Here is a 15,649-nt window from a genome sequence, read left to right on the forward strand (position 1 = left end):
ATGACCGGACGCAAGCGGATCAGGGTTCGATGGCGGGCGAGCGCGGAACTCACGGGTGACGTGCTCACGTACCTGACCGTGCCGCTCGCGTTTCCGCTGCTGGTCGCGCTCTACTACCGGGAGTCGCCGGTCCCCTTCCTCGTCGCCATCGCCGCCGCTCTCGCGCTCGGGAGTGGATTTCGCTCACTGCGCGACCCCGACGTCGACCTCGGCCCGCGCGAGGCGTTCCTCGCGGTCGCGTCGATCTGGTTTCTGGTCGCCGCGGTCGGTGCGATCCCCTTCTTCGTCGCCGGGACGGGCGTGCTCGCGAACCCCGTGAACGCCATGTTTGAGTCAATGAGCGGGCTGACGACGACGGGCGCGACGGTGCTCGTCGACTTCGCCGTTCACCCCCGAGGCGTGATGATGTGGCGGCAGGTGCTCCAGTGGCTCGGCGGGCTCGGGATCCTCATCTTGGCGACGGCGGTGCTCTCGGAGATCGGCGTCGGTGGCGCACAGCTGATGGAGTCCGAAACGCAGACCCGAGACGTGAGCAAGCTCACGCCGAAGATCAGCCAGACTGCGCGGCTCATTTGGGGGATATACGTCGGACTGACGGTGCTTGCAGCGGCGACCTACCTCGCGCTGGGATTCGTCGTCGATCCGCAGATGGATCTGTACAACGCGATCGCGCACGCGTTCACGTCGGTGTCGACCGCGGGCTTCTCGCCGGAGCCGCGCTCTATCGGAGCGTTCCATCCCGCGATCCAGTGGGCCGTGATCCCGTTCATGGTCGTCGGATCGACGAGCTTCGTGCTGCTGTACTTCGCGATCGACGGCGAGCCGATGCGCCTGATAAAAAACGACGAATTTCACTTCTACCTCGGATCGATGGGCGTGTTCGCGGCGATCGTCGCGCTCGTGCTCGCGCTCGATCCCGGGAGCCCCTTCGGCCCCGAGGCGACCGTCCGCCACGCCGCCTTCAACGTCGCCTCGATGGTGACGACGACCGGATACGCGAGCGCCGACTTCGACCTGTGGGCACCGGGCGCGAAACACCTGCTGTTCATGGGGATGTTCCTCGGCGGGATGGTCGGGTCGACGACGTGTTCGATCAAGTCGCTGCGCTGGATGGTCGCGCTGAAGGCGTTCAAACGCGACCTGTTCACGAGCATCCATCCCGAGTCGATCCGGCCGGTCCGGAACTCCGGAGCGCCGGTCGATGAGGAGACGATTCGCGACATCTACGCGTACATTCTGTTGAGCGTCGTGATATTCTTCATTTTCACCGTGTTCGTCGTCGTCGACGCCGAACGGGGCGACGCCCGGGTGAACGAGTTCGAGGCGATGGGCGCGGCCGCGTCGACGTTCCTCAACATCGGCCCGGCGTTCGGCGCGGCGGGGCCGTACGGCACGTACGCCTCGTTCCCGCTCTCGACGCGGGCGGTCATGATCGTCTTGATGTGGATCGGGAGAATCGAGATCATTCCGGTGTTGGTGCTGTTCACGAAGTCGTTCTGGACGTCGTGACGGTCGTCGGTATCGACGGGTTCTTGACTCGTCAAGGAGCTACGACGGATATCGACGAGGGACCGACAGAGACGTGACACGAACCGTCGACACGCGGGCGACTCTCAGCTACACCGGGAGCATCGTGAAGTACCTCTCGGCATCGATGAGCGTCCCGCTCGTCGTGGCGCTGATCTACGGAGAGGACATCGGCACGTTTGCGGTCTCTATGGTGATCGCCGTCGCGATCGGTGCCGGGCTCGAACGGCTCGACGACGAGCCGGAGCTCGGCCCGCGCGACGCGCTCGCGGTGGTCTCGCTCGCGTGGCTCATGGCGGCGATAGTCGGGGCGATCCCGTACGTCATCGCCGGCTACGGTACGGCGTCGGCGCTCGGACACCCGGTGAACGCGCTGTTCGAGTCGATGAGCGGATTCACGACGACGGGCGCGACCGCGACCGCCGAGATCAGCTTCGAACAACACTCGCACGCCCTTCTCATGTGGCGGCAGCTCACCCAGTGGCTCGGCGGGATGGGGATCATCGTGCTGATGGTCGCGATCCTTCCGCAGCTCGCGGTCAACGGCGCACAGCTGATGAAGTCCGAGGCTCCGGGACCGGGGCTCCAGAAGCTCACGCCGCGGATCGCCGAGACGGCCCGCGCGCTCTGGCTCATCTACGCCGGGTTCACGGTCGCGTTGATGGCGATCCTGTTCGCGCTGGGGCTCACGCCGCTCGCCCCGGAGATGGACCTGTACAACGCGATCGCCCACGGGCTCTCGACGCTGCCGACGGGCGGGTTCTCGCCGCAGTCGGAGAGCATCGCGGCGTTCTCGCCGGTCGTCCAGTGGGTGTTCGTCCCGTTCATGGTGATCGCGGGCGTGAACTTCGCGCTGTTCTGGTATCTCCTGCGCGGCAAGCCGCGTCAGATGGTCGAGAACACGGAGTTCCGGACGTACCTCGGACTGGTGACCGCGTTCGCGGGCGTGCTCGCGGTCGGTCTATTCGCTGGCGGCGCGCCGGCCACCACGATCGGGGGGATGACCGAGGGCGTCACCGAGAACGCGCTGAGGCAGGGTGTCTTCCAGATCGCCTCGCTGATGAACTCGACGGGGTTCGCCACCGCGGACTTCGCGCAGTGGGACCAGCAGACGCGATTTTTCCTGCTGTTCGTGATGTTCGTCGGCGGGTCCGCCGGGTCGACCGGTGGCGGGATCAAGGTGATCCGCTGGCTGATCGTGGGGAAGGCGCTCTACCGCGAACTGTACACGACAGCGAATCCGGACGTGGTCAAGCCGGTCCGGCTCGGCGGCGAGGTCGTGGACGAGGACGTGATCCGCGGTATCCTCGTGTTCACGCTGTTGTACTTCCTCATCTTCGCGGCTGCCGCCGTGTTCATCGAACTCGACACGGCGCGCATGGGTGAGGCGCTCACCGGGACGGAGGCGTTCGCGGCCTCGCTCGCGACGATCGGGAACATCGGGCCGGGGCTTGGACCACTTGGTCCCTTCGGGAGCTACGAGTTCCTGCCGAACACGACGAAGATCGTGATGATCGGGCTGATGTGGATCGGACGGCTGGAGATCGTCCCGATACTCGCCCTGTTCGTCGCCGGACTCGACGACCGGTGAGCGGCCGTCGGAGCGCGCTGGCGGTCGACCACCTTCTTAAGTCGCGGCGGCGAAACTTGAGGTATGACCGACTCCGACGATGTCGGCGACGCGAACTCCGCCGGCGACACGAGCCCCGACGACGCGAACTCCGCCGGCGGCGTGGACCTGCTTGGTCACGCCCTGCTCCCAGTCGCGAACGAGAAGGACGCACGAGCGACGGCGCGGGCGCTCGAACCGTACAACCCGGCGCGGGTGACCGCCCTCCATGTCGTCGAGAAGGGCGGCGGCGTCCCCGACAAGACGCCTGTCGAGCAGTCGGAGGCGCTGGCCGAGGAGTCGTACGCCGCCGTCCGGGCGGTGTTCCCGGACGCGGACGACCACACCGCGTACGGTCGCGATGTCGCCGCGGAGATCTTCGCGGCCGCCGATGCGGTCGACGCGACCGCGATCGTCTACCGCTCGCGCGGCGGCAACCGGATCATGCAGATTCTCTCAGGGGACCTGTCGCTGCGGCTCGTGACCAGCGCCGACGTGCCGGTCGTCGCGCTTCCTCGAACGGAAGAGTAACGCTCCGTCGCTGGCCTCGACGCCTCCTCACGTGGGGTCCGCGCTCACCGGCCGAGCCGCCTCGGCGCGCCACGCGTTTCCGCGGCGACCCTCGCGTTCGAGTTCGACCCGAACCACCGTCCCGGCGTCGAGGCCGGCGAGCATCGACTCGACCTCGGGGTCGCCGTACTCGACGACGTGAACGGTGCTGTTGCGCGGATGCTCGCGGAGCGTCGTCGTTCCGTGGCCGTTGCACGGTTCGACCACCATGTACGTGCCGGAACGATCTATCATTATCGATCGTTCGTTTCGGATCACATTAACGTTTGCTGCGATGGCACCGACTACGCCGGCCGGGAACGCGGCGTTTTAATCGCCGCATCGACAACGGCCGGCATGACTGAGACGGAGGTTCCTGAGAACCACCCGCGATACGCGTCGCTCGTGACGCGCCATCGGATCGAGGCCGGCGTCGAGGCGGGGATCACCTCGAAACAGGGGCTCATCGCGCAGGGACGCGGCGAGGCGTTCGATTACCTCCTCGGCGAGCAGACCCTCCCGAGCGCGGACGAGGCCGCTCGCGCCGCCGCCGCAGTGCTCCTCTCGGCGGAGCACCCGGTGATCTCGGTGAACGGGAACGTCGCGGCGCTCGTGCCCGCCGAGACGGTCGAACTCGCGGCGGCGGTCGACGCCGACCTCGAGGTGAACCTCTTCAACCACACCGACGAGCGGGTCCGGCGGATAGCCGATCACCTTCGCGATCACGGCGCAGACGAGGTGAAGGGGATGGCCGCGGACGGCGAGATTCCCGGGCTGTCACACGCCCGCGGAACCGTCGACGCCGACGGTATCGAGGCGGCGGACGTTGTCGTCGTGCCCTTGGAGGACGGTGACCGCGCGGCGGCGCTCGACGCGATGGGCAAAACCGAGATCGTGATCGACCTCAATCCGGGCAGCCGGTCACCACGGACCGCGAGCGTCCCGATCATCGACAACCTGATTCGGGCCGTGCCGAACGTCACCGCACACGCCCGCGACCTCGACGGTGCCGACGACGCGGAGCTGCGGGCGATCGTCGAGCGCTTCGACGCCGACGCGGCGCTGGCCGACGCGGAGACGGCGATTCGCGAGGGGACGTTCGACACCGGCGACGACACCGGGGATGGCGACGACACCGGCGACGGCGACGACACCGGCGACGGCGACGACGAGTGATCGGGAGTGATCGGGAGTGACCGGCGAGTGAGCCCGGAGTCCGGCCGGAATCGAGGCCGGACACGATACGTCACGAACGTTCACTCGGGATCTACCCAACCGTGTGGCTTTTTCCGCCCCTACGTCGAACCGAGCGGTATGCGAAACGCCAAGATCGTCTGTACGATCGGTCCCGCGTCGGACGACCGGGATACGATCCGCGACCTCGCGGCTGCGGGGATGTCCGTCGTCCGACTGAACGCCAGCCACGGGACGACGGACCACCGCGAGACCGTGATCGAACGCGCCCGCGCCGTCGACGACGAGATCGACGACCCGCTCGCAGTGATGGTCGACCTGAAGGGACCGGAGGTCCGGACCGCCGAGATCGACGATCCGATCGAGATCACCGACGACGCCGAGGTGACGTTCGTTGAGGGCGACGACGCGACGCCGGACCGAATCGGGCTGACCCACTCGATCGCCGCCGCCGGGCCGGGGGACACGGTCCTCCTCGACGACGGTCGGATCGAGTGCCGCGTCGAGCGCGTCGACGGGGAATCGGTGGTCGCGACCGTCGTCTCCGGCGGGAAACTCGGCTCGCGGAAGGGCGTGAACCTCCCCGGCGTCGCCATCGACGTGGACCTGATCACGCCCGAAGACGAGGCCGAGCTCGACCTCGCGGCGCGGACCGACGCCGACTTCGTCGCGGCCTCGTTCGTCCGCGACGCCGACGATGTCTACGAGATAGCGGACGAACTGGAGGTCCGCGGCGGCGACGACATTCCGATCGTCGCCAAAATCGAGCGCGCCGGCGCGGTCGAGAACTTGGAGGGAATCGTCGAGGCCGCCGACGGCGTGATGGTCGCACGCGGCGATCTGGGCGTGGAGTGCCCGCTCGAAGACGTGCCCGTGATTCAAAAGCGGATCATCCGGACGTGCGTCAACGAGGGCGTCCCCGTGATCACCGCGACCGAGATGCTCGACTCGATGGTCGCCTCGCGGCGGCCGACCCGCGCCGAGGCGTCTGACGTGGCGAATGCGGTCCTCGACGGGACGGACGCGGTGATGCTCTCCGGCGAGACGGCCATCGGCGACAACCCAGTCAACGTGGTCGAGACGATGGACCGGATCGTCCGACGGGTCGAGGCCAGCGACGAGTACGCAGAGACGCGTGAACAGCGCGTGCCGACGGCCGACGAGGGCTCTCGAACCGAGGCGCTCGCGCGCTCCGCGCGCTACCTCGCGCGCGACATCGGCGCGTCGACGGTCGTTGCGGTCTCGGAGTCCGGCTTCACCGCGCGCAAGACCGCGATGTTCCGCCCGGGAGTGCCCGTGGTCGCGACGACGCCGAACGACCGCGTCCGACGCCAGCTCGCGCTCTCGTGGGGGGTCCGTCCCGTGTTGAGCGAGTACGCCCACGACATGGAGACGATCCTCGACAACGCGGTCGACGCCGCACTCGACACGGGCGGTGCCGAGTCGGGCGACACGCTCGTCGTCCTCTCCGGGATGTTGACCGAGTTCGAGGGAACGAACACGACGAACACGCTCAAGGTCCACGTCGCTGCCGAGACGCTGGTGACCGGGAAGGCGGTGGTTGCCGGACGCACCGCGGCACCCGTGTACCGCGTCGACAACGGCGATCTCGACGAAATTCCCGACGGGTCGATCGTCGCGCTCGGTCCCGGATTTGACGGCGAGTTCACAGGCGATCTCGACGCGGTCGCGGGCATCATCGACGCCCGCGAGGGGATGACCGGATACCCGGCCGTGGTCGCCCGTGAACTCGGCGTCCCGATGGTCTCGGGAGCGACGCTGCCGGAGCGCGTCGCCGACGGCGCGACGGTCACTATCGACGGCGAGCGTGGTATCGTCTACGACGGCGACGTGATCGCGGCCGCCCGGAACCGGTAGTCGGAACCGGTAGTCGGAATCGGTAGTTAGAACCGATAGTCAGAATCGGATCCGGAGGCGATCCCGCCCGACCGCCCGCCAGTCCTTTAGCGCCGACACGCCTACATCGGGTATGAGCCGCGAGGACCGCGACGACGACGGCGTTCGGAGCCGCGCGAACGAGACGCGCGACGACAGCGGAGAGGAGGGAGACGCAGACGAGAGCCAGTGGCGGTTCTCCATCGACGAGGTCGGACCGGACGGCGTCACGGAAGACACGCACACGCCCGAAGACAAGCCGATAGAGCCCGGATCGATAGATATCGAACACGCGGTCTTCGTCGCGCTCGGCGTCGCACTCACGATCGGCGTCTTCGTGTTCGGGTTCTGACGTACCCGAGACCGGCGATCGCATCGAGCGCCGCCGCACCACCACTTATGCCGCCGCAGCCGTACCTCGGGACATGGACGTGCTCGCGCAGTCGGGGCTGCTGGCTCCGGAGACCCTCCCGCTTCTGTTGTTGACGGCCGGGCTGCTGCTCTCGATGGCGGAAGCGATCGCGCCGGGAGCGAACTTCATCGTGGTCGGCATCGCGCTCATTGGGGCCGGACTCGGCGGGCTATTCTTGACGACCGTCGGCGTCGCCGGGGCTGGGCTCACGCTCCTCATGGCGCTTTTTACCCTCGTCTTCGGCGCGGCCGCCTTCTACGGCTACCACGAGTTCGACCTGTACGGCGGCAAGGGTCAACAGCAGACGAGCGACAGCGACTCGCTCAAGGGACAGACCGGCACCGTCACCGAACGAGTTACGACCGCTGGCGGCGAGGTGAAGCTCTCAGAAGGGGGGTTCAATCCCTACTACTCCGCCCGCGCCATCGAGGGGACGATCGAGGAGGGCGAGGAGGTGATGGTCGTCGATCCCGGCGGCGGCAACGTGGTCACCGTGGAGTCGATGGGGTACGTCGAAGACGACATCGACAGGGAGCTTGCGGCCGACCGCGCCCGGAAGGAAGCGGAGATCGAGGCCGACAGAGAGACTGACCGCGAGGCAGAAAGCGGAGCCGATAGGGAGGCGGAAAGCGAAATCGAGCACGAAACGGACGGCGATCGGGAGACGGAGACCGACCGCGAATGACTGAACTCGTCGATCTGACGGAGCGGCTGGTCGCGATCCCCTCCCACGAGGACGCGACCGCCGCCGGCGACGCGATCGAGACGTGGCTCCGAGCGGAGACGGACGCACGCGTCGATCGCGACGCCGTCGGCAACGTGCTCGCGTACAGGGAAACGACCGACGAGCCGGCCGGCGACACGCTCGCGCTGGTCGGTCACCACGACGTGGTCCCGCCCGCCGACCGACAGACGACGGGCGAGGGGGTCGACGGCGAGTACGTCGTCGAGCGCCGCGACGGTCGGCTCCGCGGTCGCGGCACGGCGGACATGAAGGGCGCGCTCGCGGCCTGTCTGCTCGCGTTCCGAGACGCGACGCCGCCGGCAGGACGGACGCTCGCGTTCGCCTCGTTCGTCGGCGAGGAGGACGGCGGTGTCGGCGCGCGACACGCGATAGGTGAGGGCTTCGCCCCGGACCGTGCGATCGTCGCCGAGGGATCGACGGGCTACTCCGCGCCGGGTGTCACCGATGTCGCCGTCGCGCACAAGGGTCGACGCGGGTCGACGCTCGTCGCCAGCGGGACCGCGGCGCACGCCTCGGAGCCCGAGGCGGGCGCGAACGCGATCTATCGGGCGAGCGACGCGATCGACATCGTCCGCGGGCTGGACGCGCCGGCGGCGACCGTCCGCGGCGAGTCGGTCACGGGCTCGCTCGCGGTGACATTGGTGTCGGGCGGCGAGACGTGGAACGTGATCCCGGAGCGCTGCGAGGTGACTGTCGACGAGCGGACAGTGCCGGGCGACCGGGCCGACCTCGGCCGCGTCGAAGGGACTGTAACGGGCGTGGAGTGGACGGTCGACCAAGACCTCCCGCCGATGGCCTGCGAGGACGCAGACTTCGCCGACGCCGCGCTCGCGGTCGCCCGCGAGGTGCACGCCGGCCGCGGACTCGACGATGCGTCCACGGCCGACTCGCCGGAACACGTCGTGAAGCCGCACGCGACCGACGCCGGGTGGCTCGCTTCGGCCGGCACCGCGTGTCTCATCTGCGGGGCCGCAGAGCCCGGGCAGGCGCACACGGATACGGAGAGCGTCGGAATCGACGTGCTGGAGCGGTGCCAGCGGATCTATCGGGGGATCTGCGAGCGGGCGGTGTGAGGCGGCGAAAGCGTCGCTGACGCCCGAAAACGCGCCGTCCCGAGCGGCGCGGTATGGAAGGGGTTTTATGCGCTCCACGGAAACGTGGGGCTACTATGGGAGACAAATCGAAGGCGCAAAAGAAGCGTCTGGCGAAGGCGGAACGCCAGAACACCCGCGTCCCCGCGTGGGTCATGATGAAGACCGATATGAACGTCACACGAAACCCCAAGCGGCGCAACTGGCGTCGGAACGACCTGGACGAGTAAATGTCGACGAGTGATTTCGAGGAGCGCGTCGTCACTGTCCCGCTCCGCGATGCCAACGACAAGCCCGTACAGGAGCGCGCCGACTTCGCCATGAAGATCGTTCGCGAGCACCTCGCACAGCACTTCTCCGTCGAGGAGGCGGACGTCGTGCTCGACACATCCGTCAACGAGGCGGTTTGGGCGAACGGCCGAGAGAACCCGCCGAGCAAGGTCCGCGTCCGCGCGGCCCGCTTCGTCGAAGACGGCGAGCCCGTCGTCGAAGCCGAGTACGCCGAGTAGCGTGTTACGGGCGACTTTCACCGGCTCGTCGTACGTTGGGGTGTTCGCCCGCGTCGTCGATGACCTCCTGTTGGTCAGACCCGACACCGACGAGGAACTCGCCGACGCGCTCGGCGAGGAACTCGGTGCGACCCCCCTCCAAACGACCGTCGGCGGATCCAACACTGTCGGAGCGCTCGCCGTCGGCAACGAGAGCGGGATCCTCGTCTCACCGCGTGCGACCGATCGCGAGCGGTCGCGGATCGCCGAGGCCGCGGACCGCGAGGTCAGCGAACTCCCCGGCGAGATCAACGCCGCCGGTAACGTCGTCCTCGCGAACGACTACGGCGCGTACGTCCACCCGGACCTCGCGCGCGAGTCGGTTACGGCGATCAGAGACACCCTCGACGTTCCCGTCGTCCGCGGTGACCTCGGTGACGTTCGAACCGTCGGCACCGCAGCGGTCGCGAACAACACCGGAGTGCTTTGTCACCCGAAATCGACCGAGTCGGAACTGCAGGCGGTCGAGGACGCGCTCGATGTCCGCGCCGATCTCGGCACGATCAACTACGGCGCGCCGCTCGTCGGGTCCGGACTCGTCGCCAACGACCGCGGCTACGTCGTCGGCGAGGAGACGACTGGGCCGGAACTCGGGCGCATCGAAGAGACACTCGGGTTCATCGACTGACTGCCCCGGTCGTCTCCCGGGCGGCTCGCTTTCTCCCCGAATTCTTTCTCACAGGACCTGAGGACCGCAGATACGACCGTCTTACTGGTTCGTTCGCGGTTCTCTTTTTTAGGAAGATACTTCCCTGTCCCTGCCGGAACGAGGAACATGAGTACCTACACGGTGAGTGGACAGTTCCAGAGTCGAGACGGCGACCAGCCCTTCACGAAGGAGGTCGAAGCGGAAAACGAGTCGCTCGCCCGCGAGCGGATCTACACGACGGTCGGAAGCCAGCACAACCGCAAGCGCACGCAGATCGAGATCGAGGAGGTGTCCGCGGCATGATGGGTGGCGGTCAGCAGCAACTCCAGCAGCTCTCGCAGGAACTGCAGGCGCTCGACGAGGAGATCGAGGCGCTCGAAGCCGAGATCGACGGCTACCGCGAGGAGAAAAGCGACATCGACGACGCGGTCGAAGCGATCGAGACGCTCGACACGGGCGCGACGGTGCAGGTGCCGCTCGGCGGCGGCGCGTACGTCCGCGCCGAGGTGCAGGACATCGACGAGATAATCGTCTCGCTCGGCGGTAACTACTCCGCAGAACAGAACCAAGGCGACGCCATCGACGTGCTCCGCCGCAAGCAGGAGTCGCTCGACGACCGGATCGAGGAGACGCAAGCGGACATCGACGAGCTCGAGTCCGAGAGCGATGAACTCGAACAGCAGGCCCAGCAGATGCAACAGCAGATGCAACAACAGCAGCAACAGCAGATGGATCAGCTGCAGCAGGCGGCAGACGACGAGGAGTAGCGACAAACCGTGTTCGACGGACTGAAAGACAAGCTCTCCGGGTTCCGGAAAGATGTCGAGGAGAGCACCAAGGTCGAAGAGCCGGACGAGCAGACGGGGTCAGCCGAGGGCGACGACCCGTCTGAGAGCGATCAGGCCGGCGACGGCTCTGTGGTCCAGACCGAGGCGGCACCGAGCGCCGACGCGGCCGTCGAGGGATCGGACGAGAGCGACGACGATCCGAGCACGTTCCAGCGCGCCAAGGCGTTCGCGACCGGGCGGATCATCATCGAGGAGGAGGACCTAGAGGAACCGCTGTGGGACCTCGAGATGGCGCTTTTAGAGAGCGACGTGGAGATGAGCGTCGCGGAGCGCATCCTCGATACGGTCCGCGAGAAGATGCTCGGCGAGTCGCGAAAGCAGGTGGAGACGACGGGCGAGCTCGTCGAGTCGGCGCTGCACGACGCCCTGCTCGACGTGATCGCCGTCGGACAGTTCGACTTCGAAGAGCGGATCGCCGAGGCAGACAAGCCGGTGACCATCGTCTTCACCGGCGTCAACGGCGTCGGGAAGACGACGAGCATCGCGAAGCTCTCCGAGTGGCTCGCTGACCGCGGCTACTCGTCGGTGCTGGCGAACGGCGACACGTACCGAGCGGGCGCGAACGAGCAGATCAGAGAGCACGCCGACCGGCTGGATCGTGAGCTGATTACGCACGACCAAGGCGGAGATCCCGCGGCGGTCATCTACGACGGCGTGGAGTACGCCGAGGCCAACGACATCGATGTCGTGCTCGGTGACACGGCCGGCCGGCTCCACACGAGCGACGACCTGATGGCCCAACTGGAGAAGATCGATCGCGTCGTCGACCCCGACATGACGCTGTTCGTCGACGAGGCGGTCGCCGGGCAGGACGCGGTCACCCGCGCGAAGGAGTTCAACGACGCCGCCGAGATTGACGGCACAATCTTAACGAAGGCCGATGCGGACTCCTCCGGCGGTGCCGCGATCTCCGTGGCGTACGTCACCGGAAAGCCGATCCTCTTTCTCGGCACCGGACAGGGGTACGACGACATCACGCTGTTCGACCCCGAAGAACTCGTCGAGAGCCTGCTCGGCGAGGAGTAGCTACCCCTCACCGACCATTCGGTCTCGGTCGTCCCACTCTCGTTCCCGCAGCTCGTACTTCTGGATCTTCCCCGTGGCCGTCGTCGGTAGCTCCGCGACAAACTCGACCTCGCCGGGCGTCTTGTAGGTCGCGACGCGCTCGCGGACGAATTCGCGGAGTTCCTCGGGCGTCGCGTCGGCGTCGTCCGGGTCGCCGCCCTCGGGGACGACGAACGCCTTCGGCGTCTCACCCCACTGGTCGTCCGGAACGGGGATGACCGCCACGTCTGCGACGACCTCGTGTTCGAAGAGGGTGTCCTCCAACTCGATGGAGGAGATGTTCTCGCCGCCCGAGATGATGATGTCCTTCTTGCGATCCTGAATGGAGATGAATCCGTCCTCGTCTATAACAGCGAGGTCGCCCATGTGGTAGTATCCCTCCAGCCGCTCGGAGAAGGCCTCCTCGGTGGCCTCGGGCTTCTCCCAGTAGCGGTCCATCACCTGATTGCCGCGGACGACGACCTCGCCGATGGTCTCGCCGTCGGGGGGCACGTCCTCGCCGTTCTCGTCGACGACTCGCACGTCGGTGCCGAGGTAGCCGATCCCCTGCGTCTTCTTCACGGCGAACCGGTCGTCGGACCCGGATTCGAAGTGCCGCTTGGCGTCGGACGTCGTCACGAGCGGCCCCGTCTCGGTCGCGCCGTACACGTGTTTGAGTTCCCAGCCGAACTCCGATTCGACGGTGCGGATCGTCGCCTCCGGCGGTGCGGCCCCGGCGGTCGCGACCCGCACCGGGTTCTCGCCGGTTGTCGCCCCGCCGTGGTCGGCATGGTGGTCGCCGAACATGTTGAGGACGGTCGGTGCCGCACAGAAGTACGAGACGCCTTCCGTCCGGATCCGCTCGAACGCCTCGGCGACGTCGACGCCGCGGGTGCAGACGTGCCGCGCACCCATCCCCGTGATCGCGTAGATGTGTCCCCAGCCGTTGACGTGGAACATGGGGAGCGTCCAGAGGTACACGTCGTCGTCCGTGATCTCTTGATGGATCGTGATGAGGTACGCGTGCAGCGTCTCGGCGCGGTGGGTGCGACAGACGCCCTTCGGGTCGCCCGTCGTCCCCGAGGTGTAGTTGATCGTGATCACGTCGTCTTCGTCCATCTCCGGCCGCTCGTAGGCCGCGGGGTCCGCCTCCGCGAGCGCGGCGTCGAACGACTCCCAGTCGCCCTCGACCGCGTCGGCGTCGTTTGTGAGGAACACCTCCGTGGGGACCTCACCGCGGACGGCCTCGACGTTCGCCGCGTACTCGGCGTCGGCGTAGATGGCGTCGACGCCCGCGTCGGAGAGCATGTACGCGAGGTCGTCGGGCGTGAGTCGGTAGTTGAGCGGCGTGTGGACCGCACCGACCTGCATCGCCCCGTATGCGGCTTCGAGGTGGTAGTGCGTGTTCGGGTCCAACACTGCGACGCGGTCGCCCTTCCGTATCCCTCGGGCCTGTAGCGCGGCCGAGAACCGGTCTGCACGGTCACCGAGTTCGGCGTACGTGTATCGCGTGCCGTCGACCGCGAGAACAGCCTCCTCGTCCGCGTAGTGTCGCCTCGCTCGGTCGAGAAAGTCCGTCGTGAGTAACGGTTTTCGCATCGATCTATCACTATTTATGATTCATGATAGTGTTTGCGGCCGCTGCAAGCTGGCGCGGGGAGCCGTGGAGTCGGGCGTTTGAGCGGTTTGGGCGGCTTCGTGTCGCCGTGGGGTTTTAGCGGGTCGGCGATGACGGTGGCAGTATGAGTGATGAATCCGGTCGGATGCCGGTCACCGGTGGGTACTTAGAGCCGATCGCGGGACTGGTGGGACTGCTGTTCGCTCTGATGGCTGGACTGACGGCACCGCGGCTGTTCTCGGGCGACCCGGCTGAGGCCGCCCTCCCGGTGGCGTTCGCCGTGGGGAGCATCGCGACGATCTGGTTCCGTCGCCGGTACGCGGCCGCCGCGGGCGACGACGAGTGAGCGGGGCGGGCGGGGGCGGTGATCCGACACGGATGGCACTGATGAGCCGATGCGGGCGACGGCGAACGGATACCGCGAGACAGTCAAAAAAGTGTCAGATCGGGGATGACACGGCGGAAGTGCATATATAACTGTATCGTGGACGAATCGCACACGGGCGACGGGATCAGAACCCTTAACAGTTGCACGCGAGTTTGATACGATAGCGGGATGGGATAGCCAGGAGATTCCGCCGGGCTCATAACCCGGAGATCGGTAGTTCAAATCTACCTCCCGCTACTTCTGGACGAACGCCACGTCCGAAGCGACGCGTTCGTGTCCCGTCGCCGTTTTGCTCCCCTGCGGATGTCATACAACGCTTCCCCGGATTCACTATCTTCTACCCGAATCACTTGGAAGACCGAACCTGCCCTGTGATCGATGGCGGGAGTGAGTGTTGCACGCGGTTTGAGTGCGCGTTCATAAAGTGATCTGGTGGAGTTGCTGGAAGCTGGTTATCTATCGGTGAGAGCACGGTGACAGCCTCCAACGCCCCAGTCGCGACGGCTCGCGACAGCGAGACGCGGAGCGCCTCTGGCAGCCGGCGGCAAAAGCCGCCGGCGACTGCCTTTCGAGTCCCGTCCCATCCCCACAGCACCGCAACCGCTCCTCACGCCTCCCCAGCCTCGCCGCTTCGCGCCGTTATACGGCGCTCGCGGCATCCCTCGCGGGCTCCTCTCGGCCTGTCGGCCGCTCGGAGGCGCGCCACCGCACAGGTATGTGATTCCACGTTGCTGGCGGCGGTCTGCAACACTCACCCCCGCCCGCTTTCTTCCCGCGTTCCGAACCCGGAAGCGATTTCCGTCGCGCGGTCGTTCGCTCGGACATGGACTACGAATCGAGCCTCGACCGCGCGATGGAGGAGGTGCCGGATCTGGGCGGGTCCGACGAGCGACTGTCGGTGCCTGACCCGGAGACGCAGAAGGACGGCGCGTTCACGCGTCTGACGAACCTCTCCGCCATCGCGGACGCGCTGAGCCGCGACCCCGAACACGTCCACTCGAAGATCCAGCAGGAGCTCGGTACCGCCGGACAGTACGAAGACGGCCGCGCCCGCTACAGCGGGAACTTTCGCGAACGCGACTTCCAAGCCGCGATCGACTCGTACATCGAGTCGTTCGTCACCTGTTCGGAGTGTGGACTCCCCGACACGCGACTGGAGACCGAAAATCGCACGCCTATGCTCCGCTGTGAGGCCTGCGGAGCGTTCCGACCGGTCGCTAAACAGAATACCCAGAACACCCAGCGGCAGGAGGAGGCCATCGAGTCGGGCAAAACCTACGAACTCGAGATCGTCGGCACCGGCCGCAAGGGCGACGGCGTCGCGGAGCGCGGCGAGTACACCGTCTTCGTCCCCGGCGCACAGGAGGGCGAGACCGTCCAAGCCTACATCAAAAACGTCTCCGGCAACCTTGCGTTCGCCCGCCGCGAGAACTGAGTCGGCAGTCGTCAATCACTCGCATTTTCAGACCGCTGTCGTTCCTCCGATAGCCTCGCGTGGACACTGTGAGACTGTTTGGGAGGACCGTGTCGC

The 15,649-nt window shown here is 66.9% G+C and carries 18 protein-coding genes and 1 tRNA gene; 17 read left to right on the forward strand and 2 right to left on the reverse strand.

Annotated features, from left to right (window positions below; genetic code table 11):
- The 3 genes from NO887_RS07350 to NO887_RS07360 all read left to right on the forward strand — a co-directional run bounded on the left by NO887_RS07350 (position 1) and on the right by NO887_RS07360 (position 3,667).
- Positions 1-1,509 (forward strand): TrkH family potassium uptake protein, encoded by a 1,509-nt coding sequence (locus NO887_RS07350; protein ID WP_256417821.1) that lies wholly within the window; start codon positions 1-3, stop codon positions 1,507-1,509.
- A 73-nt stretch (positions 1,510-1,582) separates the two neighbouring features.
- Positions 1,583-3,118 carry a TrkH family potassium uptake protein gene (locus NO887_RS07355; protein ID WP_256417822.1) on the forward strand — a complete coding sequence of 512 codons (1,536 nt, stop codon included), beginning with the start codon at positions 1,583-1,585 and terminating at the stop codon, positions 3,116-3,118.
- Positions 3,119-3,181: 63 nt separating this feature from the next.
- Complete coding sequence (locus NO887_RS07360) at positions 3,182-3,667, forward strand: universal stress protein (RefSeq protein ID WP_256417823.1); 486 nt, start codon at positions 3,182-3,184, stop codon at positions 3,665-3,667.
- Positions 3,668-3,694: 27 nt separating this feature from the next.
- Here NO887_RS07360 and NO887_RS07365 read toward each other — a convergent pair whose 3' ends face one another.
- Entirely contained in the window at positions 3,695-3,940 is a 246-nt protein-coding gene (locus NO887_RS07365) for a DUF7999 family protein (RefSeq protein WP_303652265.1), read from the reverse strand.
- A gap of 102 nt (positions 3,941-4,042) precedes the next feature.
- Here NO887_RS07365 and NO887_RS07370 point away from each other — a divergent pair, with 102 nt between their 5' ends.
- From NO887_RS07370 to ftsY, 11 genes are all read left to right on the forward strand, one after another.
- Complete coding sequence (locus NO887_RS07370; RefSeq protein ID WP_256417824.1) at positions 4,043-4,861, forward strand: 4-phosphopantoate--beta-alanine ligase; 819 nt, start codon at positions 4,043-4,045, stop codon at positions 4,859-4,861.
- 138 nt (positions 4,862-4,999) lie between these two features.
- Positions 5,000-6,757 (forward strand): pyruvate kinase, encoded by a 1,758-nt coding sequence (gene pyk, locus NO887_RS07375; RefSeq protein ID WP_256417825.1) that lies wholly within the window; start codon positions 5,000-5,002, stop codon positions 6,755-6,757.
- A 112-nt stretch (positions 6,758-6,869) separates the two neighbouring features.
- A complete protein-coding gene (locus NO887_RS07380; protein WP_256417826.1) occupies positions 6,870-7,127 on the forward strand; it encodes a DUF7312 domain-containing protein in 258 nt (85 codons plus the stop codon).
- A 73-nt stretch (positions 7,128-7,200) separates the two neighbouring features.
- Positions 7,201-7,872, forward strand: coding sequence for an NfeD family protein (locus NO887_RS07385; RefSeq protein ID WP_256417827.1), 672 nt, complete (start codon positions 7,201-7,203; stop codon positions 7,870-7,872).
- A complete protein-coding gene (locus NO887_RS07390) occupies positions 7,869-9,005 on the forward strand; it encodes a M20 family metallopeptidase (protein WP_256417828.1) in 1,137 nt (378 codons plus the stop codon). The genes NO887_RS07385 and NO887_RS07390 overlap by 4 nt, the downstream gene beginning before the upstream one ends.
- 95 nt (positions 9,006-9,100) lie before the next feature.
- Positions 9,101-9,253, forward strand: a complete 153-nt coding sequence (locus tag NO887_RS07395) for a 50S ribosomal protein L39e (RefSeq protein WP_004050128.1) — start codon at positions 9,101-9,103, stop codon at positions 9,251-9,253.
- A complete protein-coding gene (locus NO887_RS07400; RefSeq protein WP_256417829.1) occupies positions 9,254-9,532 on the forward strand; it encodes a 50S ribosomal protein L31e in 279 nt (92 codons plus the stop codon). It abuts the gene before it with no gap.
- Between the two features lies 1 nt (position 9,533).
- Positions 9,534-10,199 (forward strand): translation initiation factor IF-6, encoded by a 666-nt coding sequence (locus NO887_RS07405; RefSeq protein WP_256417830.1) that lies wholly within the window; start codon positions 9,534-9,536, stop codon positions 10,197-10,199.
- A gap of 147 nt (positions 10,200-10,346) precedes the next feature.
- Positions 10,347-10,523 (forward strand): 50S ribosomal protein L18Ae, encoded by a 177-nt coding sequence (rpl18a, locus tag NO887_RS07410; RefSeq protein ID WP_256417831.1) that lies wholly within the window; start codon positions 10,347-10,349, stop codon positions 10,521-10,523.
- A complete protein-coding gene (gene pfdA, locus NO887_RS07415) occupies positions 10,523-10,987 on the forward strand; it encodes a prefoldin subunit alpha (RefSeq protein ID WP_256418014.1) in 465 nt (154 codons plus the stop codon). The genes rpl18a and pfdA overlap by 1 nt, the downstream gene beginning before the upstream one ends.
- A gap of 9 nt (positions 10,988-10,996) precedes the next feature.
- Complete coding sequence (gene ftsY, locus NO887_RS07420) at positions 10,997-12,094, forward strand: signal recognition particle-docking protein FtsY (protein ID WP_256417832.1); 1,098 nt, start codon at positions 10,997-10,999, stop codon at positions 12,092-12,094.
- Here ftsY and NO887_RS07425 read toward each other — a convergent pair whose 3' ends face one another.
- Complete coding sequence (locus NO887_RS07425; RefSeq protein WP_256417833.1) at positions 12,095-13,711, reverse strand: long-chain-fatty-acid--CoA ligase; 1,617 nt, start codon at positions 13,709-13,711, stop codon at positions 12,095-12,097.
- Between the two features lie 143 nt (positions 13,712-13,854).
- Here NO887_RS07425 and NO887_RS07430 point away from each other — a divergent pair, with 143 nt between their 5' ends.
- From NO887_RS07430 to NO887_RS07440, 3 genes are all read left to right on the forward strand, one after another.
- A complete protein-coding gene (locus NO887_RS07430) occupies positions 13,855-14,076 on the forward strand; it encodes a hypothetical protein (RefSeq protein WP_256417834.1) in 222 nt (73 codons plus the stop codon).
- 204 nt (positions 14,077-14,280) lie between these two features.
- A tRNA-Met gene (locus tag NO887_RS07435) sits at positions 14,281-14,355 on the forward strand.
- Positions 14,356-14,941: 586 nt separating this feature from the next.
- Complete coding sequence (locus NO887_RS07440) at positions 14,942-15,553, forward strand: translation initiation factor IF-2 subunit beta (protein ID WP_256417835.1); 612 nt, start codon at positions 14,942-14,944, stop codon at positions 15,551-15,553.
- Positions 15,554-15,649: the final 96 nt, after the last annotated feature.

The organism is Halorubrum laminariae (assembly GCF_024494655.1).
Taxonomy (GTDB): domain Archaea; phylum Halobacteriota; class Halobacteria; order Halobacteriales; family Haloferacaceae; genus Halorubrum; species Halorubrum laminariae.